The 17,569-nt window shown below is 59.6% G+C and carries 10 protein-coding genes, 1 tRNA gene and 3 rRNA genes; 12 read left to right on the top strand and 2 right to left on the bottom strand.

Translation table 11 applies throughout. The annotated features are described in order from the left end of the window. The first annotated feature begins 160 nt into the window (after positions 1-160). The 11 genes from KI797_RS00535 (at position 161) to KI797_RS00585 (ending at position 13,323) form a co-directional block, all read left to right on the top strand. Positions 161-3,050 (top strand): 23S ribosomal RNA (locus KI797_RS00535). 122 nt (positions 3,051-3,172) lie between these two features. Beyond that, a 5S ribosomal RNA gene (gene rrf, locus KI797_RS00540) occupies positions 3,173-3,287 on the top strand. 106 nt (positions 3,288-3,393) lie between these two features. After that, positions 3,394-3,469, top strand: a tRNA-Thr gene (locus KI797_RS00545). Positions 3,470-3,491: 22 nt separating this feature from the next. Further along, positions 3,492-3,606 (top strand): 5S ribosomal RNA (gene rrf, locus KI797_RS00550). A 155-nt stretch (positions 3,607-3,761) separates the two neighbouring features. Further along, a complete protein-coding gene (ebgR, locus tag KI797_RS00555; protein WP_226170979.1) occupies positions 3,762-4,727 on the top strand; it encodes a transcriptional regulator EbgR in 966 nt (321 codons plus the stop codon). A 320-nt stretch (positions 4,728-5,047) separates the two neighbouring features. Beyond that, entirely contained in the window at positions 5,048-8,122 is a 3,075-nt protein-coding gene (gene ebgA, locus KI797_RS00560) for a beta-galactosidase subunit alpha (RefSeq protein WP_226170982.1), read from the top strand. Continuing rightward, positions 8,119-8,574 carry a beta-galactosidase subunit beta gene (locus KI797_RS00565; RefSeq protein WP_226170985.1) on the top strand — a complete coding sequence of 152 codons (456 nt, stop codon included), beginning with the start codon at positions 8,119-8,121 and terminating at the stop codon, positions 8,572-8,574. Before ebgA ends, KI797_RS00565 begins: the two co-directional genes overlap by 4 nt. A gap of 103 nt (positions 8,575-8,677) precedes the next feature. Beyond that, complete coding sequence (locus KI797_RS00570; protein ID WP_226170987.1) at positions 8,678-10,123, top strand: amino acid permease; 1,446 nt, start codon at positions 8,678-8,680, stop codon at positions 10,121-10,123. A gap of 76 nt (positions 10,124-10,199) precedes the next feature. Further along, positions 10,200-10,538 carry a tRNA-binding protein gene (locus KI797_RS00575; protein WP_171272997.1) on the top strand — a complete coding sequence of 113 codons (339 nt, stop codon included), beginning with the start codon at positions 10,200-10,202 and terminating at the stop codon, positions 10,536-10,538. A gap of 165 nt (positions 10,539-10,703) precedes the next feature. Then, positions 10,704-12,140 (top strand): amino acid permease, encoded by a 1,437-nt coding sequence (locus KI797_RS00580; protein ID WP_226170989.1) that lies wholly within the window; start codon positions 10,704-10,706, stop codon positions 12,138-12,140. A 211-nt stretch (positions 12,141-12,351) separates the two neighbouring features. Next, positions 12,352-13,323: a bile acid:sodium symporter family protein gene (locus KI797_RS00585; RefSeq protein ID WP_226170991.1), complete on the top strand. Its 972-nt coding sequence runs from the start codon at positions 12,352-12,354 to the stop codon at positions 13,321-13,323. A 57-nt stretch (positions 13,324-13,380) separates the two neighbouring features. Here the strand turns inward: KI797_RS00585 and ovoA are convergent, their stop codons facing one another. After that, on the bottom strand, positions 13,381-15,564 hold the full coding sequence (gene ovoA / locus KI797_RS00590; protein WP_404801070.1) for a 5-histidylcysteine sulfoxide synthase: 2,184 nt from the start codon (positions 15,562-15,564) through the stop codon (positions 13,381-13,383). A gap of 307 nt (positions 15,565-15,871) precedes the next feature. Here ovoA and KI797_RS00595 point away from each other — a divergent pair, with 307 nt between their 5' ends. Beyond that, positions 15,872-16,594: a GIN domain-containing protein gene (locus KI797_RS00595; RefSeq protein ID WP_182786919.1), complete on the top strand. Its 723-nt coding sequence runs from the start codon at positions 15,872-15,874 to the stop codon at positions 16,592-16,594. A gap of 81 nt (positions 16,595-16,675) precedes the next feature. Here the strand turns inward: KI797_RS00595 and fghA are convergent, their stop codons facing one another. Continuing rightward, a complete protein-coding gene (gene fghA / locus KI797_RS00600; RefSeq protein WP_171273002.1) occupies positions 16,676-17,530 on the bottom strand; it encodes an S-formylglutathione hydrolase in 855 nt (284 codons plus the stop codon). Positions 17,531-17,569 lie beyond the last annotated feature (39 nt).

Genomic DNA, 17,569 nt, shown 5'->3' on the forward strand with positions numbered 1-17,569 from the left:
AACATGCTCTTTAACAATCTGGAAAGCTGATTTAAAAAGTAGTTCTCAAACATTTGTTACAAGTGCTTTGGAAACTTCTTGGCGAAAACCAAAATTTATTTTGGTCCTTGTTGTACAACAACAAGTCGCGTCGTTTCGACGACACTTCTTGGGGTTGTATGGTTAAGTGACTAAGCGTACATGGTGGATGCCTTGGCAGTCAGAGGCGATGAAGGACGTACTAACCTGCGATAAGCTGTGAGAAGTCGGTAAGAGACGCTATTACTCACAGATTTCCGAATGGGGAAACCCACTTAGCATAAGCTAGGTATCGTTGCATGAATACATAGTGCAACGAGGCGAACCGGGAGAACTGAAACATCTAAGTACCCCGAGGAAAAGAAATCAACCGAGATTCCCTCAGTAGCGGCGAGCGAACGGGGATTAGCCCTTAAGTTTCTTGGAAGTTAGTGGAATGGTCCTGGAAAGGCCAGCGATACAGGGTGATAGCCCCGTACATGAAAACGACCTTGAAGTGAAATCGAGTAGGGCGGGACACGTGACATCCTGTCTGAATATGGGGGGACCATCCTCCAAGGCTAAATACTCCTGACTGACCGATAGTGAACCAGTACCGTGAGGGAAAGGCGAAAAGAACCCCTGTGAGGGGAGTGAAATAGAACCTGAAACCGTGTACGTACAAGCAGTGGGAGCCCTTCGGGGTGACTGCGTACCTTTTGTATAATGGGTCAGCGACTTACATTTTGTAGCGAGGTTAACCGTATAGGGGAGCCGTAGGGAAACCGAGTCTTAACTGGGCGTCTAGTTGCAAGGTGTAGACCCGAAACCGGGTGATCTAGCCATGGGCAGGTTGAAGGTTGAGTAACATCAACTGGAGGACCGAACCCACTAACGTTGCAAAGTTAGGGGATGACCTGTGGCTGGGGGTGAAAGGCCAATCAAACTCGGAGATAGCTGGTTCTCCCCGAAAGCTATTTAGGTAGCGCCTCGGACGAATACTACTGGGGGTAGAGCACTGTTTGGACTAGGGGGTCATCCCGACTTACCAACTCCATGCAAACTCCGAATACCAGTAAGTAATATCCGGGAGACACACGGCGGGTGCTAACGTCCGTCGTGAAGAGGGAAACAACCCAGACCGCCGGCTAAGGTCCCAAAGTTCTGGTTAAGTGGGAAACGATGTGGGAAGGCTCAGACAGCTAGGATGTTGGCTTAGAAGCAGCCATCATTTAAAGAAAGCGTAATAGCTCACTAGTCGAGTCGGCCTGCGCGGAAGATGTAACGGGGCTCAAACCAGGCACCGAAGCCGCGGATTCACACTTATGTGTGAGTGGTAGGGGAGCGTTCTGTAAGTCTGCGAAGGTGTATCGAGAGGTATGCTGGAGATATCAGAAGTGCGAATGCTGACGTAAGTAACGATAAAGGGGGTGAAAAGCCTCCTCGCCGGAAGACCAAGGGTTCCTGTCCAACGTTAATCGGGGCAGGGTGAGTCGACCCCTAAGGTGAGGCCGAAAGGCGTAATCGATGGGAAGCAGGTTAATATTCCTGCACGACTTGTAATTGCGATGGGGGGACGGAGAAGGCTAGGTGGGCCAGGCGACGGTTGTCCTGGTGAAAGTGCGTAGGTGGTGTTTCTAGGCAAATCCGGAGACACAACACTGAGACACGAGACGAAGCCACTACGGTGGTGAAGCCATTGATGCCCTGCTTCCAGGAAAAGCCTCTAAGCTTCAGATTACAAGTCATCGTACCCCAAACCGACACAGGTGGTCGGGTAGAGAATACCAAGGCGCTTGAGAGAACTCGGGTGAAGGAACTAGGCAAAATAGAACCGTAACTTCGGGAGAAGGTTCGCTCTTGACAGTGAAGTCCCTTGCGGATGGAGCAGTTGGGAGTCGCAGTGACCAGATGGCTGGGACTGTTTATCAAAAACACAGCACTCTGCAAACACGAAAGTGGACGTATAGGGTGTGACACCTGCCCGGTGCCGGAAGGTTAATTGATGGGGTTAGCGCAAGCGAAGCTCTTGATCGAAGCCCCGGTAAACGGCGGCCGTAACTATAACGGTCCTAAGGTAGCGAAATTCCTTGTCGGGTAAGTTCCGACCTGCACGAATGGTGTAACCATGGCCATGCTGTCTCCACCCGAGACTCAGTGAAATCGAATTCGCCGTGAAGATGCGGTGTACCCGCGGCTAGACGGAAAGACCCCGTGAACCTTTACTACAGCTTGGCACTGAACATTGAACCTACATGTGTAGGATAGGTGGGAGGCTTTGAAGGCGTGACGCCAGTTGCGCTGGAGCCGTCCTTGAAATACCACCCTTGTATGTTTGATGTTCTAACGCAGGGCCCTGAATCGGGCTCGCGGACAGTGCCTGGTGGGTAGTTTGACTGGGGCGGTCTCCTCCCAAAGAGTAACGGAGGAGCACGAAGGTTGGCTAATCCTGGTCGGACATCAGGAGGTTAGTGCAATGGCATAAGCCAGCTTAACTGCGAGACGGACAGGTCGAGCAGGTACGAAAGTAGGTCATAGTGATCCGGTGGTTCTGAATGGAAGGGCCATCGCTCAACGGATAAAAGGTACTCCGGGGATAACAGGCTGATACCGCCCAAGAGTTCATATCGACGGCGGTGTTTGGCACCTCGATGTCGGCTCATCACATCCTGGGGCTGAAGTCGGTCCCAAGGGTATGGCTGTTCGCCATTTAAAGTGGTACGCGAGCTGGGTTCAGAACGTCGTGAGACAGTTCGGTCCCTATCTGCCGTGGGCGTTGGATGATTGAAGGGAGTTGCTCCTAGTACGAGAGGACCGGAGTGAACGAACCTCTGGTGTTCGGGTTGTCACGCCAGTGGCACTGCCCGGTAGCTAAGTTCGGAATCGATAACCGCTGAAAGCATCTAAGCGGGAAGCGAGCCCTGAGATGAGTCATCCCTGACCCCTTGAGGGTCCTAAAGGGCCGTTGGAGACCACAACGTTGATAGGTGGGGTGTGTAAGCGCGGCGACGTGTTGAGCTAACCCATACTAATTACCCGTGAGGCTTAACCATACAACACCCAAGAAGTGTTCTGGGCCTTGTAGCAAGTGCGAGACTACTTACAAATTCAGTGATAATGACAAGGCAAACCAGCCGTGTCGTTACTCACGTCAGCTTTCTAGATTAAGAATTTGCCTGGCGGCCATAGCGCCGTGGAACCACCTGATCCCATGCCGAACTCAGAAGTGAAACGCGGTAGCGCCGATGGTAGTGTGGCATTCGCCATGCGAGAGTAGGACACTGCCAGGCTTCAATTAAGCAACTACAGCGATGTAGTTGGTCGCGATACAACGTCAGGTTGTGTTGGACAAAAGATTTAGATAGCGCACACAGTGCGGTCTTTACCGGTTAGTGTGCTGATATGGCTCAGTTGGTAGAGCGCATCCTTGGTAAGGATGAGGTCCCCAGTTCGACTCTGGGTATCAGCACCATTATTAAGTAATACAGCTTTTGCCTGACGGCAATAGCGCCGTGGAACCACCTGATCCCATGCCGAACTCAGAAGTGAAACGCGGTAGCGCCGATGGTAGTGTGGCATTCGCCATGCGAGAGTAGGACACTGTCAGGCACCTATTTAGAAGAGGCCTCCCATTCGGGAGGCCTTTTTGCTTTGGGATTTTTTCGATGCAGTCCGGCTTCTTTTAGTAAAAATGCTGGGCTGTCAGCGGCTTGCCCGTTACTCTTGGTCAGGTATTGTCGGGAGTCATCGCCAGAGGAGTATGCATGGCCACGTTGAAGGAAATTGCACAGGAGGCGGGGGTGTCCCAGGCCACTGTGTCGCGGGTGCTCAATGAAGATCCGACGCTGAGTGTCAAGGAAGAGACCAGGCAGAAGATCTTCGAGATTGCCGAGCGGCTGGAGTACAAGACCAGTAGCGCCCGCAAGGGGGTGCACAAGAGCAAGCTGCACTTTCTGGCGGTCTATGCCTACCCCCAGAGCACAGAGGTCAACGACCCCTACTATCTCGCCATTCGCTATGGCATCGAGACCCAGTGCGCCCGCTTCAACATAGAGCTGACCCATTTCTACAACGGCGCCGAGGGGCGTGAGCTCTCCGCCGTCGACGGCATCCTGGTTATCGGCCACCTGCCTGAGGAGCGCCTGGCAGCGCTCCACTCTCTCTCTGCCCAGCTGGTGTTCGTGGATTGCCGCTCCCAGGGGGAATGTGACTCCGTGGATGTGGATCTGGCGCTCATCAGCCAGCAGGTGGTGGACTTCTTCATCGCCCAGGGGCATGGCCGCATCGGCTATATAGGGGGTCAGGATGAGGCGCCGGATCTCCGTGAACTGGCCTTCCTCGACTACGGTCAGCGGCTGGGGGTGGTGCAGGAGAGCGATCTCTATCGCGGGGACTTCTCCAGCGCCTCCGGCTACCGACTGGCAAAAGAGATGCTGGCAGGGGACTGGCCCAAGGCGCTGTTCGTCGCCTCCGACTCCATCGCCATTGGGGTGCTGCGGGCCATCCACGAGAGGGGGCTGGCGATTCCCCAGCAGATTGAGCTGATCAGCGTCAACGACATTCCGACCGCCAAGTTCACCTTCCCGCCGCTCTCCACTGTGCGGATCCACTCCGAGTTGATGGGCTCCCAGGGGGTCAATCTGCTGGTCGAACGGCTGCGTGACGAACGTGATATTCCTCTTCGGGTACTGGTGCCGAGCCGCCTGACCCTGCGTGGCACCACTCGTTGATTTTAGTAAAATAAATTCTGTTTTAGTCGCGTCATCTTGCGGTGGCGCGGCCTCATCCCTTCATAACTCTCTCTCTTATTTCTACTGATAAATTCATAATGCATTGTTTTACGGTGGTTTCAGCCATTTTTTGCCTGCATTTATCAACATCCATGCCATCGCTGCCTGCCTTATCCCCTTTTATCCTCCGATTCTGATCTCACTCACAAAACCATCCAGCCATTGTGATTAGGTTAAAACTTTACCGATCCAAAACTGATATTTAGTAAATGTTTATCTAGAGTTCACCCAGTCAAAGTTGCCTTGTTCCGGGAGGACATGTGAATAACTGGGAAAACGTCCAATTCGTTGGTGAAAACAGACTGGCTCCGCGTGCCTACTTCTTCTCTTATGCCGACCACGCGCTGGCGGCCACCATGCAGCGCGAGCTGAGCCGCCGTTTTCTGAGCCTTAGCGGTCAGTGGCAGTTCCACTACTTCGACCACCCCCTGCAGGTGCCGGAGGCCTTTTACCACAGCCCCATGAGTGAGTGGGGCCAGATCACCGTACCCAACATGTGGCAGATGGAAGGGCATGGCAATCTGCAGTACACCGACGAAGGTTTTCCCTTCCCCATCGACGTGCCCTTCGTGCCGACCAACAACCCCACCGGCGCCTATCAGCGCAGCTTCACGCTGAGCCCGGCCTGGGATGGCGAGCAGGTGATCATCAAGTTTGACGGGGTAGAGACCTACTTCGAGGTCTATGTGAATGGTCACTACGTTGGCTTCAGCAAGGGCAGCCGCCTCACCGCCGAGTTCGATATCAGCGCCTACGCCAAGGTTGGCGAGAACCTGCTGTCGGTGCGGGTGATGCAGTGGGCCGATTCCACTTACATCGAAGATCAGGACATGTGGTGGATGGCGGGGATCTTCCGCGACGTCTATCTGGTGGGCAAACTGGCCGCCCATGTGCAGGACTTTTTCATTCGCACCGCGCTGGCCGATGATAATCAAAGCGCCACCCTGAGCTGCGACATCCAGCTGGAAAATCTGGGGGCGCCCGCCCGTGATCACCGTCTGGTCTGGTCGCTGCTGGATAAGGGCCGCGAGATCGCCAGCGGCTCGCTCGACCATCTCTCCATCGACGGCAAGTGTGATTGCCGCTTCACGCTGGATCTGGCCAACCCCCATCTGTGGAGCGCCGAAGACCCTTACCTCTATCAGCTGCAACTCTCCCTCTACAACGGTCAGGGCGAGCTGCTGGAAGTGATCCCGCAGCGGGTTGGGGTGCGTGAAATCAAGGTCAAGGATGGTCTCTTCTACGTCAACGGCCACTACCTCAAGTTGCACGGGGTGAACCGTCACGACAACGATCACCTCAAGAGCCGAGCGGTCGGTATGGACCGTGTTGAACGCGATATCGTGCTGATGAAGCAGCACAACCTCAACTCGGTGCGCACCGCCCACTACCCGAATGACCCGCGCTTCTACGAGCTGTGCGACCAGTACGGTCTGTTCGTGATGGCTGAGACCGACGTGGAGACCCACGGTTTTGCCAACGTCGGCGATCTCAGCCGCATTACCGACGCCCCCTTCTGGGAGCCGGTGTTCGTGGATCGCATCGAGCGCCACGTTCACGCCCAGAAGAACCACCCCTCCATCATCATCTGGTCGCTGGGTAACGAGTCCGGCTATGGCTGCAACATCAGAGCCATGTACCAGCGCTGCAAGGCGATCGACCCGACCCGACTGGTGCACTACGAAGAGGATCGCGATGCCGAGGTGGTGGATGTGGTGAGCACCATGTACTCCCGCGTCTCGCAGATGAACTGCTTCGGCGAGTTCCCGATGGAGAAGCCGCGCATTATCTGCGAATACGCCCACGCCATGGGCAACGGTCCGGGTGGCCTCAGCGAATACCAGCAGGTGTTCGACCGCCATCCCCACATTCAGGGCCACTACATCTGGGAGTGGTGTGATCACGGCATTCTGGATCAGGACGAGCAGGGGCGTGCCGTTTACAAATACGGTGGCGACTACGGCGACTACCCCAACAACTACAACTTCTGCATGGATGGCCTCATCTATCCGGATCAGACCCCGGGGCCGGGCCTGCGCGAGTACAAACAGGTGATCTGCCCGGTCAAGGTGCGGGCGCTGGATTTGGTCAGCGGCAAGCTGGCGGTGGAAAACCGCTACTGGTTCTCCACTCTCGACGATATCCGTCTGCTGGTTGAAGTGAAGGCCGAGGGCGAGCTGCTGGCGAGCCAGCAAATCCGGCTGGAAGGGGTGGCTCCCGGTGCCATCACCGAACTGCAGCTTGAACTGCCCACACTTGATGGGCGGGAAACCTTCGTCCAGCTGCGGGTCATCAAGGCCACCGCCACCCGCTACAGCGCGGCGGAGCACGAGCTGGGCCAGTATCAGTTCCAGCTGAAGGCATCGACTCGTCAGCTGCAGCCCTTTGCCAATCCCAACGCCACTGCGTTGCAGATTGTCGATGAGCGGATCGATTTGACCCTGAGCGGCAGCGGCTTTGCCCTGCGCTTCTCGCGCCTCGACGGCAAGCTGGTGAGCTGGCAGCAGGACGGTATCGAGCTGATTGAACGGTCGCCGCGCCTTACCTTCTTCAAGCCGATGATCGACAACCACAAGCAGGAGTACGAAAGCCTGTGGCACCCGAACCACCTGCAGATCATGCAGGAGCACTTCCGCACTCTGAGCTGGCGTCAGCTGGGTGATGCGGTCGAGGTGACAGTGGAAAGCCTGATCGCGCCCCCGGTGTTCGACTTCGGCATGAGTTGCCGCTACGTCTACACCCTGAGCCCGAACGGCCAGCTGCATGTGGCACTCTCCGGTCAGTCCTACGGCGGCTATGACGACATCATTCCCAAGATCGGCTTCGAGCTGGGTATTCGTCAGGATCTCGACCGGGTGCACTACTACGGCATGGGACCGGGTGAAAACTATCAGGACAGCCGCCAGAGCAACTGGATAGACCGCTTCAACAGTACGGTGGGCGAGATGTGGGAGCACTACCCCTTCCCGCAGGACAACGGCAACCGCCAGCAGGTGCGTTGGGCAACATTGACCAACCGCCACGGCGCCGGTCTCTACGTGCGGCCCGATGCCCCCATCAACCTGAGCGTCTGGCCCTACAGCTGGGAGCATATCCATGCGGCGCAGCACATCAACGAGCTGGAGCCGAGCGGTTATCTCACCCTCAATCTGGATCACAAGGTGTTGGGGCTCGGCTCCAACTCCTGGGGTTCCGAGGTGCTGGACTCCTGGCGGGTGCGCTTCGAGCCGTTCAGCTTCGGCCTGACTTTGCTGCCCATCGACCGTGGCAACCTCAATCCGGCTGCGCTGGCCGGGCTCGATCTCACCATCAACGGCGGGAGGAACCTCGCATGATCACCCTGGACAACCTGACCCTGTTCAAAAATATCTACCGGGAGGGCAAGAAGTGGGGCCGCTGCGTGGAGGCCATCAACAACCTGGCCAACCTCAAGCCCGGCATCTGCCACTCCATCGGTGACTCCCTCACCTACCGTTTGCAGGAGGGGGCTAGCCCGGCCACCTCCCTGTTTGAGGGGCAGCGCCGCTACTTCGACGTTCACTACTACCTGGAAGGGACAGAGACGGTGGAGTGGGCTGCCAAGCGCGAGCTGGGTGTCGAGCAGGGCTATGACGACACCACGGATCGCGAGTGGCTGGCCGGTGAGGTGCGTGAGCGCCAGAAAGTCGGCAACGGTCAGGTGGTGATCTTCGAGAACGACGAGGCCTACCGGTTCGTCGGCGACGGGCCGGTGCGCAAGCTGATCATCAAGGTCACCGTCGAAGGCGGCTACTTCAAGAACAAATAACAAGCCGCTGGTTCTGCACTGATAAAAGCCGGAAGGGCGGGGCACACCCTACAAACCACGCCCCGCTCTTTCGCTGAGATAACTACAGGTCTGGAGATGCACCATGTCTGATTCCAAACGCAATACGATAGGCAAGTTTGGTCTGCTGTCGCTCACCTTCGCGGCGGTATTCAGCTTCAACAACGTCATCAACAACAACATCGAAATCGGTCTGGCCTCGGCCCCGATGTTCTTTCTGGCCACCATTTTTTACTTCATTCCGTTCTGTCTGATCATTGCGGAATTCGTATCACTGAACAAGAACTCCGAAGCGGGCGTCTATGCCTGGGTGAAGAGCTCCCTCGGCGGTCGCTGGGCCTTTATCTCCGCCTACACCTACTGGTTCGTGAACCTGTTCTTCTTCACCTCCTTGCTGCCGCGGGTCATCGCCTACGCCTCCTATGCCTTCCTCGGCTACGAATACATTTTCACCCCGCTGGCGACCACTTTCTTAAGCATGGTGCTGTTTGCCTTTGCCACCTATGTCTCCACCAATGGCGCCAAGCTGCTTGGCCCCATCACCTCGGTGACCTCGTCCCTGATGCTGCTGCTGACCCTCTCCTACATTCTGCTGGCAGGTGTGGCGTTAGTCGGTGGTGTACAACCGGCTGACCCCATCACGGTAGAGGCCATGGTCCCCGATTTCAGCTGGGCCTTCCTCGGCATCACCACCTGGATCTTTATGGCGGCCGGTGGCGCCGAGTCGGTGGCGGTCTACGTCAATGACGTGAAAGGGGGCTCCAAATCCTTCGTGAAAGTGATCATCGTCGCCGGGCTCTTCATTGGTGTGCTCTACTCCATCGCCTCCCTGCTGATCAACGTGTTTGTCCATAGCGACACCCTGAAATTTACCGGTGGCTCGGTGCAGGTGTTCGAGGGGCTGGCGGCCCATTTCGGTCTGCCCACCGTGCTGATGAATCGCTTCGTGGGTCTGGTCTCCTTCACCGCCATGTTCGGCTCCTTGCTGATGTGGACGGCGACCCCGGTGAAGATCTTCTTCTCCGAAATTCCGGCCGGCATCTTCGGCAAGAAGACGGTCGAGCTGAACGAGAACGGCGTGCCCGCCCGCGCAGCCTGGATCCAGTACCTCATCGTGCTGCCGCTGATGGTGATCCCGACCCTGGGCTCCAACACGGCGCAGGATCTGATGAACACCGTCATCAACATGACCGCCGCCGCCTCCATGCTGCCGCCGCTGTTCATCATGCTGGCCTACCTCAATCTGCGCCTGAAGCTGGATCACCTGCCACGGGATTTCAAGATGGGTTCGCGCACCACTGGCATCGCCGTGGTGTCGGTGCTGATCGCCATCTTCTCGGTGGGCTTCCTCGCCTCCACCTTCCCGACCGGCGCCGACATCATGACCATCATCTTCTACAACGTCGGCGGGATCGTGATTTTCCTCGGCTTCGCCTGGTGGAAATACAACCGCTACGAAGCCTCCCTGAGTGCTGACGCGCGCGCGAAAGAGGCCCAGCCGGCGGCGCAGGCCGTCATCCAGACGCCATAGGCACTGCATTGGCTCCTCATCAAACCGGGTGGCCACTGGCCACCCGCAAACTGTTGAACCAGAAAAGGAGAAGAGCATGAGCGAGACGATCGAGTTTGCCGAATTCAAACGGGTCGAGATGAAGGTGGGCAGGGTGCTGGAGGTGGTGCGCCACCCCGGTGCCGACAAACTCTACATCGTCCAGATTGACGTGGGTGGCGAGCGGCCACTGCAGACCGTCACCAGTCTGGTGCCTTACTACAGCGAAGATGAGCTGATGGGCAGCGAGGTGGTGGTGCTGACCAACCTCAAGCCGACCAAGATGCGCGGCGAGCGATCCGAATGCATGTTGCTCTGCGCCGAGACCCCGGACGAGAGCCAGAGCGTGCTGTTGCAGCCCCGGGTGCCCATGGCGCCGGGCACCCCCATCGTTTGACTGGTATTGCGAGCCGGTACGGGAGACTGCACCGGTTCACCAACGAGGCCGTCCAAACGGCCCGATCATAACAAGAGAGTAAAGCGCGGGGCCGACAGACCCTTGCCGAACACATCACAGAGTCACAGCGTTACCCGCAGGGAGCGCGAGTCCATTGGAGGACATATGTCTGAATCCGTACGCGGCACCATAGGCAAGTTTGCCCTGTTGTCGATGACCTTTGCCGCCGTGTTCAACGTGCGCAACATTGTCAACAACAACATCGAGCTGGGGCTCAGCTCGGCCCCCATCTTCCTGCTGGCGACCCTCGTCTACTTCATCCCCTTCGTCTTCATCATCGCCGAGTTCGTCTCGGCCAACAAAAACTCCGAGTCGGGGATGTACGACTGGCTCAAGAAGCCCCTCGGTACCCGTATGGCCTATCTGGGCTCCTTCCTCTACTGGTTTGTGAACCTGTTCTGGTTTGTCTCCCTGCTGCCCAACGTCATCGCCTACGCCTCCTACGCCATGCTGGGATATGAGTACAGCTTCTCGCCGACCGTCACCTCGATCATCTCCATCGTGCTGTTTGCGGCGGCGACCCACATCTCCACCAAGGGGGCGAGCTGGCTTGGCAAGATTGCCGAACTGGTGGCCTACGGCGTCTTTGCCCTGTTCGCCATCTATGTGCTGGGTGCCCTGATGGCCCTCGGTGGTGACCATGTGGCGGCACAGCCCATCACGCTGGAGGCCATGACTCCCACCGTCAACTGGGCGACGCTGGGCATCATGTGCTGGATCTTCCAGGCGGCGGGCGGTGCCGAAACAGCAGCGGCTTATCTCAATGACGTGAAGGGCGGTCAGAAGTCCTTTATCAAGGTGATCATCACCGCCGGTATCGTCATCGGTGCCATGTATGCGCTGGGTTCCCTGCTGGTGAACGTGTTCGTGCCGCGCGAGAGCCTCACCTATGCTGGCGGCATGGTGGAGATCTTCACCGGCATGGCCCAGTACTTCGGGCTTTCCGAGACCCTGGTGGGCCGCGCAGTCGGGGTGGTGCTCTTCATCGCCATGTTCGGCTCCATGATGATGTGGACCTCGGCGCCGGTGAAGATCCACTTCTCCGAGATCCCGCAGGGGGTTTACGGCGAGAAGACCACCCAGCTCAACGAGCACGGCGTGCCGGTGCGCGCCGCCTGGTGGCAGTTTGCCTTCGTGTTCGCGATGCTGGTGGTCAACGGCTTCGGTTCCGAGTCGGTGCAACAGATGATGAACACCGCCATCAACCTCACCGCCGGTACCGCCATGTTGCCGCCGATCTTCATCATGGTGGCCTACTTCGTGTTCCGCTGGAAACATGACGACACCCCCCGCGACTTCCGCATGGGATCGCGCACCTTCGGCATGGCGGTGGTGTCGGTGCTGATCGCCATCTTCGTGGTGAGCATGAGCGCCTCTGCCTTCCCGAGCGGGGTGGATCTGGTGCGCGCCTTCTTCATCAACGTCTTCATGACCGCGGTCTTCTCGGCGCTGGCCTACTGGTGGATCTCCCGTTTCGAGAAGCGCCAAGCCTGCAAGCAGGCAACCGGAACAGCTGGCGGCAAGCTGGCCAAGCAGAGTTGAAGCACAAGGCTGGCCGGATCCGGTGGCCAGCCGGGCTTGCTTAATTTCCGGCAGATAAAGGGGAGTCGCTCAACTTTGCGCCTCCCCTTTATCGGGGTAAGCTGGGGATTCGTTTCAACAGGAGCTGTGCCACAGCTCCTGTTGTGTTTCCTGTCGTCCCCGATCACCGGCCCCGCGAGGGGACGGGATCTGCTTTCACCGGAGACCGCTCGTGCGTCTGGATCCCTTTACCTCTGTACTGATTGTGGTGGTCGCCCTGGCCTCCTTCTTCCCCTGCGAGGGCCAGGTGGCCGTCTGGTTCGCGCTGCTGACCAAGCTGGCGGTGGCGCTGCTGTTCTTCATGCATGGCGCCAAGCTGTCGCGCCAGAACCTGCTGGCAGGGCTCGGTCACTGGCGGCTGCATCTGGTGGTGATGGCGAGCACCTTCCTGCTGTTCCCGCTGCTCGGGCTCTTGCTCACGCCGCTGGTGCCCCAGTGGCTGAGTCCGGCCATCTACCTCGGTTTCTTGTATCTGTGCGCCCTGCCCGCCACCGTGCAGTCGGCCATTGCCTTCACCTCCATGGCGGGGGGCAATGTGTCGGCGGCGGTCTGCAGCGCCTCGGCCTCCAGCATCCTCGGCATCTTCCTCTCGCCGGTGCTGGTGGGCTTGATGATCCAGGTGCAGGGGGAGGGGGTCGACACCTGGCACTCCATTCAGGCCATCATGGTGCAGCTGATGCTGCCCTTCGTGGTGGGCCATCTGTCGCGGCCCCTCATCGGCCGCTGGGTCGACAGCCATCGGCCGCTGATCGGCAAGCTGGATCAGAGCTCCATCCTGCTGGTGGTCTATGTGGCCTTCAGCGAGGCCGTGGTGCAGGGGATCTGGCATCAAGTAGGTTGGTATGACTTGGCCAGCATAGTGCTGCTGAGCTGCGTATTGCTGGCCCTGGTACTGGGCTGGAACGTCTGGATCAGCCGCCGCCTCGGTTTCAACAGGGCGGACGAGATCACCATCGTCTTCTGCGGCTCGAAGAAGAGCCTCGCCAATGGTGTGCCCATGGCCAACGTCATGTTCCCCGCCGCCAGCGTCGGGGTCATGGTGCTGCCGCTGATGATCTTCCACCAGATCCAGCTGATGGTCTGCGCCGTGCTGGCCCGCCGCTACCGCGAGCAGGAGGCCCTGCCCCAGATCCAGGAGGGATAAGATACCCGGATAAAAGAGAGGGAGGCCATGGGCCTCCCTCTTTCGTTTGCAGCGTAGTCAGCGTTTACGCCAGACGGTGAGCTGGGCCACCGTGTGCTGGTGCTTGCGCGCTGTCTCGCGGATGACGAAGGGGACGTCTCTCGGTGGGCACAGCTCCTCGAACTCCGCTGCCAGCAGCCGTTGCAGCGCCTGATGGGTGGAGAGGGCCTCGCCGTTCTCCCGGATGCCGCCGAGCCAGTTCGCCTTGGGGGTGTAGTCGGTCAGCCAGGTGTAGGGGCTGGTGAGTACCAGCAGGCCGCCGCTGCGCAGTCTGGGAGCAATGTCGCGCAGGAAGCGGGCGGGCTCCCGCAGCCGGTCTATCAGATTGGCGGCGAGCACCAGATCGTAGTGATCGTATCTGGGCTTGAGGTTGCAGGCATCCCCCTGGCTGAAGTGGACCCGCTCGGCCTGCTCGCGGCCGAGATCATGGCGGGAGAGGCGTGCCTCGCAATACTCCACCAGCTCCCCCTCCAGGGGCAGGGTATAGCGGAAGCTGTCCTGATTGGCGAGTGCGAGCGCCACGTCGATGAAACGGGCCGAGTAGTCCACTCCGTCCACGTGCTGGAAGTGGCGGGCCAGCTCGAAGCTGGCGCGGCCGGTGGCGCAGCCGATGTCCAGCGCGCGCTGGTGGTTGCTGCACAGCTCGCTGGCAAGGCTGGCCAGGGTGCTGGCGTAGTTGGCTACCCCGAAGTGGGTCGGGCCGTACTGGAAGTCGAGGTATTGCGCCACGAGCGCGTCGGTTTCATAAGGATTCACGATAACGGGTTCCTGATAACGGGAGACCAGATAGCGGAAGCCCGCATGCTGGAAGAAGTGGCGGCGGAAGGCGTAGCGGGACGACTTGAGCGCCTCGTTGCCAGTGCTTATCCAGCTGCCGCCCTTGATGAGGGTGTGCTTGCCATCGAAGGTGGGGGTGGAGAAGTCGTCGTAGAGCGGATGCACCTTGAACCCCTCGAAGCCGTCGATGGCGGTGCTGGTCCACTGCCAGACGTTGCCCACCAGATCGAAGAAGCTGCCCTGCGGAAAGGCATCCACAGGACAGGAAGAGGCGAAGCGGGCCAGGTTGATATTGCCGGGGGCCTCCAGCCAGTCCGGTTGATCCCCGGGCACCTGCTCGCGCAGCAGCGCCCACTCTCCCTCGCTCGGCAGCTGGATGGGCAGCCCGGTCTGGGCCGCTTTCCAGCGGCAGAAGGCGGCAGCTTCCAGCTGGTTCACCTCCACCGGCCAGTCCCAGGGCAGGGCAACCTGCTCGGTCATCAGCCGCAGTTGCAGTTGCTCGGGCTCGCCGGGGTCGCCGACCCAGAAGCTGGGCATGCGCGCCCTGGCATACTGGCACCAGCCCCAGCCCTCGTCGTCCCACCAGGCCCGGGTCTCATAGCCACCCGCCTGCACGAATTCGAAGTACTCGGCGTTGCTCACCAGCATGCGGCTGGCCTGGAAGGGGGCAAGCTCGATGTGGCGCTCGCCATATTCGTTGTCCCAGCCGTAGGTGGCATCCTGTTTGCCGAGGCGCACCCTGCCCCCCGCCACCGGCAGCAAGCCGTTGGTGGGTACCTCGTCACGCCGATGGCGTGCCTCGGTACAGGCGGGCCAATAAGGTTGTTGCTGCACCCAGGCCAGCGGCAACTGGCGGATCAGCACGCTGGAGGTCTCCAGGTGGATGCGCTCATGCTCTATCCCCATCAGGATGACCCAGGCCGGGCTCTGCCAGTCGATGGGCAGGGTGAGCGGCATCCGCCGGATGAAGTCGCAAACCAGCGTGCGGACTTTGGCCCGATAACTGCGCAATTCGGTGACCTTGGGCCAGTCGTAGTGGGTCTCGTCCAGATCGTCCCAGCTCATCTCGTCCACGCCGATGGCGACCATGGCCTCGATGCGTGGATCGAGACGGCTCTCGATGAGGCGCGCCGCCAGCAGCTTGTTGACGAAGAAAGCGGCGGTGTGGCCGTAGTAGAAGATGAGGGGGTGGCGCAGGGGGATCGCCTTGTTGAACCAGGCCCGCTCATCGGCCAGGCAGTCAAACAGGCTGTCGTAGAGATCGAAGGTCTGACAGAAGTAGTTGAGCAGCTCGTGACGCTTGTGCTCGGGATCGTCGCCGTCGAGCCGCAGGGTACGGGTCGGGGCTGGCAGGCCGCCTGGGCTGGCGAATGGGTGGCTGACTTGGGTCACGCTCTGACTCCTTGTAGGCAGTGACAAATGCATCGGTGGAGAGCTCTATACGCACAAGGTATCACTATTGGCTCAACAGACCGGGGCGGCAACCAAAAACTTCCTCTCCCGGCTGTGGGCAACCCTGTCAGCAGGCAGGATCCCCCCGTTCGGGTATGGTGAGTTTGACCAACATATGGTCTGAATGGCTCTCAAAGATGAAGGGTGTAGTGAACATGAAATCTGATTTTCAGTTGAAATTCATAGCCTTGGATCTGTGGCATGTGGTTTGCAATTGCCCCTTCACCGGGCTGCGCGGACCAAGAATCGCGTTTGCCAACATACAACGAGGAGAGTGGCGATGAAATGGATGATGGGAGCCGTGCTGGCCCTGGGGCTGGGTGGTTGCAGCTGGCAGGATGACGTCAAGGTGAGCGGGGCCGGGGCCCTGGTGGAGCAGCAGCACCCCCTGGGCCGGGAGGTGACCCGGGTACTGGCGGGGGTGCCTGCCAACATCCAGCTGGTGGCGGGGGAGGCGCGCGGCATCCATATCCGGGGGCAGGAGAACCTGTTGCCCTACCTGACGCTGAGCGAGAAAGACGACAAGCTGGAGATAGAGGTGAAGGAGGGTTATCGACTGGCCCCCAGCGAGCCGCTGGAGATCACCATCACCCTGCCCGAGCTCCATGAGCTGGCGCTGGCGGGCATCGGCAATGGCGAGCTGCGTGACTTCAAGGGGGATGAGCTGGTGCTGTCGGTGGCAGGCACGGGTGATATCGTCGCCAGCGGGCTGGTGCTGAACCGGCTGGAGGGCAACATCGCCGGTCTGGGTAATCTGGATCTGGGGGAGGGCTCGGTCAGGGCCATGGAGCTGAACATCGCGGGAGCCGGTGGCGTCAAGGGAGCCGGGCTCGCCAGCGAGGAGGTTGAGGTGAGTATCGCCGGCAGTGGCGAGGTCGAGGTGCGTGCCCAGTCGCGGCTCAAGATAGAGATCGCCGGTTCTGGCTCGGTCAGCTACTGGGGGGATCCCGAGCTCAAGAGCGAGATCGCGGGCTCGGGTCAGGTGAGCCGGTTGGGGAGCTGAGCTCCGGCGATGAAAACCAGCAATAGAAGAAAGGCCCCGCAGGGCCTTTTTTGATGTGTTTTGGCAGGCCTGTGGCTCGCATCACTCCCGGGCCGGGTCGCCGAGGTGGCTGGCGTGAAAGCGCAGGTGCGCCTCGATGAAGCTCGCCACGAAGTAGTAGCTGTGGTCATAGCCGGCATGGCGATGGAGCTCGAGGGGCCAGGCCTTGGCGGCCGCTATCTCGGCCAGGGCATCGATGCCGAGCTGTTCCGTCAGGAAGGGATCGTCCAGCCCCACTTCCACCAGCGTTGGCAAGGGCTGGCAGTCGTGGTGGCGCAGCAGCTGGCAGGCATCCCACTCCTGCCACAGCAATGGGTTGTTGCCGAGATAGGCCCCGAGCGCCTTCTGGCCCCAGGGGGCGCGGCTCGGGTGGCTGATGGGGCTGAAGGCCGACACCGAGCGGTAGCGGCCGGGCTCGCGCAATGCGGCGATGAGCGCACCGTGGCCCCCCATGGAGTGGCCGCTGATGGCGCGCCTCGTCGAGACCGGGAAGTGGGTCTCGATGAGCTCGGGCAGCTCCCGGGTGACGTAGTCATACATCTGGTAGTGCGCCCGCCAGGGGTGCTGGGTGGCGTTGACATAGAAGCCGGCCCCCATGCCGAGATCGTAGCCGGGGTCGTCCGGTACGCCCTCGCCGCGCGGACTGGTGTCCGGCGCCACCAGGGCGATGCCGAGCTCGGCGGCGATGCGCTGGGCCCCCGCCTTCTGCATGAAGTTCTCGTCGGTGCAGGTGAGGCCGGAGAGCCAGTAGAGCACGGGCACTTTCTGGCCGGTGAGGGCCTGGGGCGGCAGATAGATGGCGAAGCGCATCTCGCAGTCGAGTACGGTGGAGCGGTGGCGATACTGCTTGTGCCAGCCACCGAAGCTCTTGTTGCTGCTGATGATGTCCAGATTCATCGACGAACTCCTCTGCCCCGCACATTCATCGATGGGCGG

The sequence above is a fragment of the Aeromonas media genome, from assembly GCF_020423125.1.
GTDB classification, from domain to species: domain Bacteria; phylum Pseudomonadota; class Gammaproteobacteria; order Enterobacterales; family Aeromonadaceae; genus Aeromonas; species Aeromonas media.

Coding starts and splice junctions, on each gene's coding strand:
- ebgR (WP_226170979.1), top strand. CDS start 3,762: ATGGCCACGTTGAAGGAAATTGCACAGGAGGCGGGGGTGTCCCAGGCC.
- KI797_RS00565 (WP_226170985.1), top strand. CDS start 8,119: ATGATCACCCTGGACAACCTGACCCTGTTCAAAAATATCTACCGGGAG.
- KI797_RS00570 (WP_226170987.1), top strand. CDS start 8,678: ATGTCTGATTCCAAACGCAATACGATAGGCAAGTTTGGTCTGCTGTCG.
- KI797_RS00575 (WP_171272997.1), top strand. CDS start 10,200: ATGAGCGAGACGATCGAGTTTGCCGAATTCAAACGGGTCGAGATGAAG.
- KI797_RS00580 (WP_226170989.1), top strand. CDS start 10,704: ATGTCTGAATCCGTACGCGGCACCATAGGCAAGTTTGCCCTGTTGTCG.
- ovoA (WP_404801070.1), bottom strand. CDS start 15,564: ATGCATTTGTCACTGCCTACAAGGAGTCAGAGCGTGACCCAAGTCAGC.
- KI797_RS00595 (WP_182786919.1), top strand. CDS start 15,872: ATGAAATGGATGATGGGAGCCGTGCTGGCCCTGGGGCTGGGTGGTTGC.
- fghA (WP_171273002.1), bottom strand. CDS start 17,530: ATGAATCTGGACATCATCAGCAGCAACAAGAGCTTCGGTGGCTGGCAC.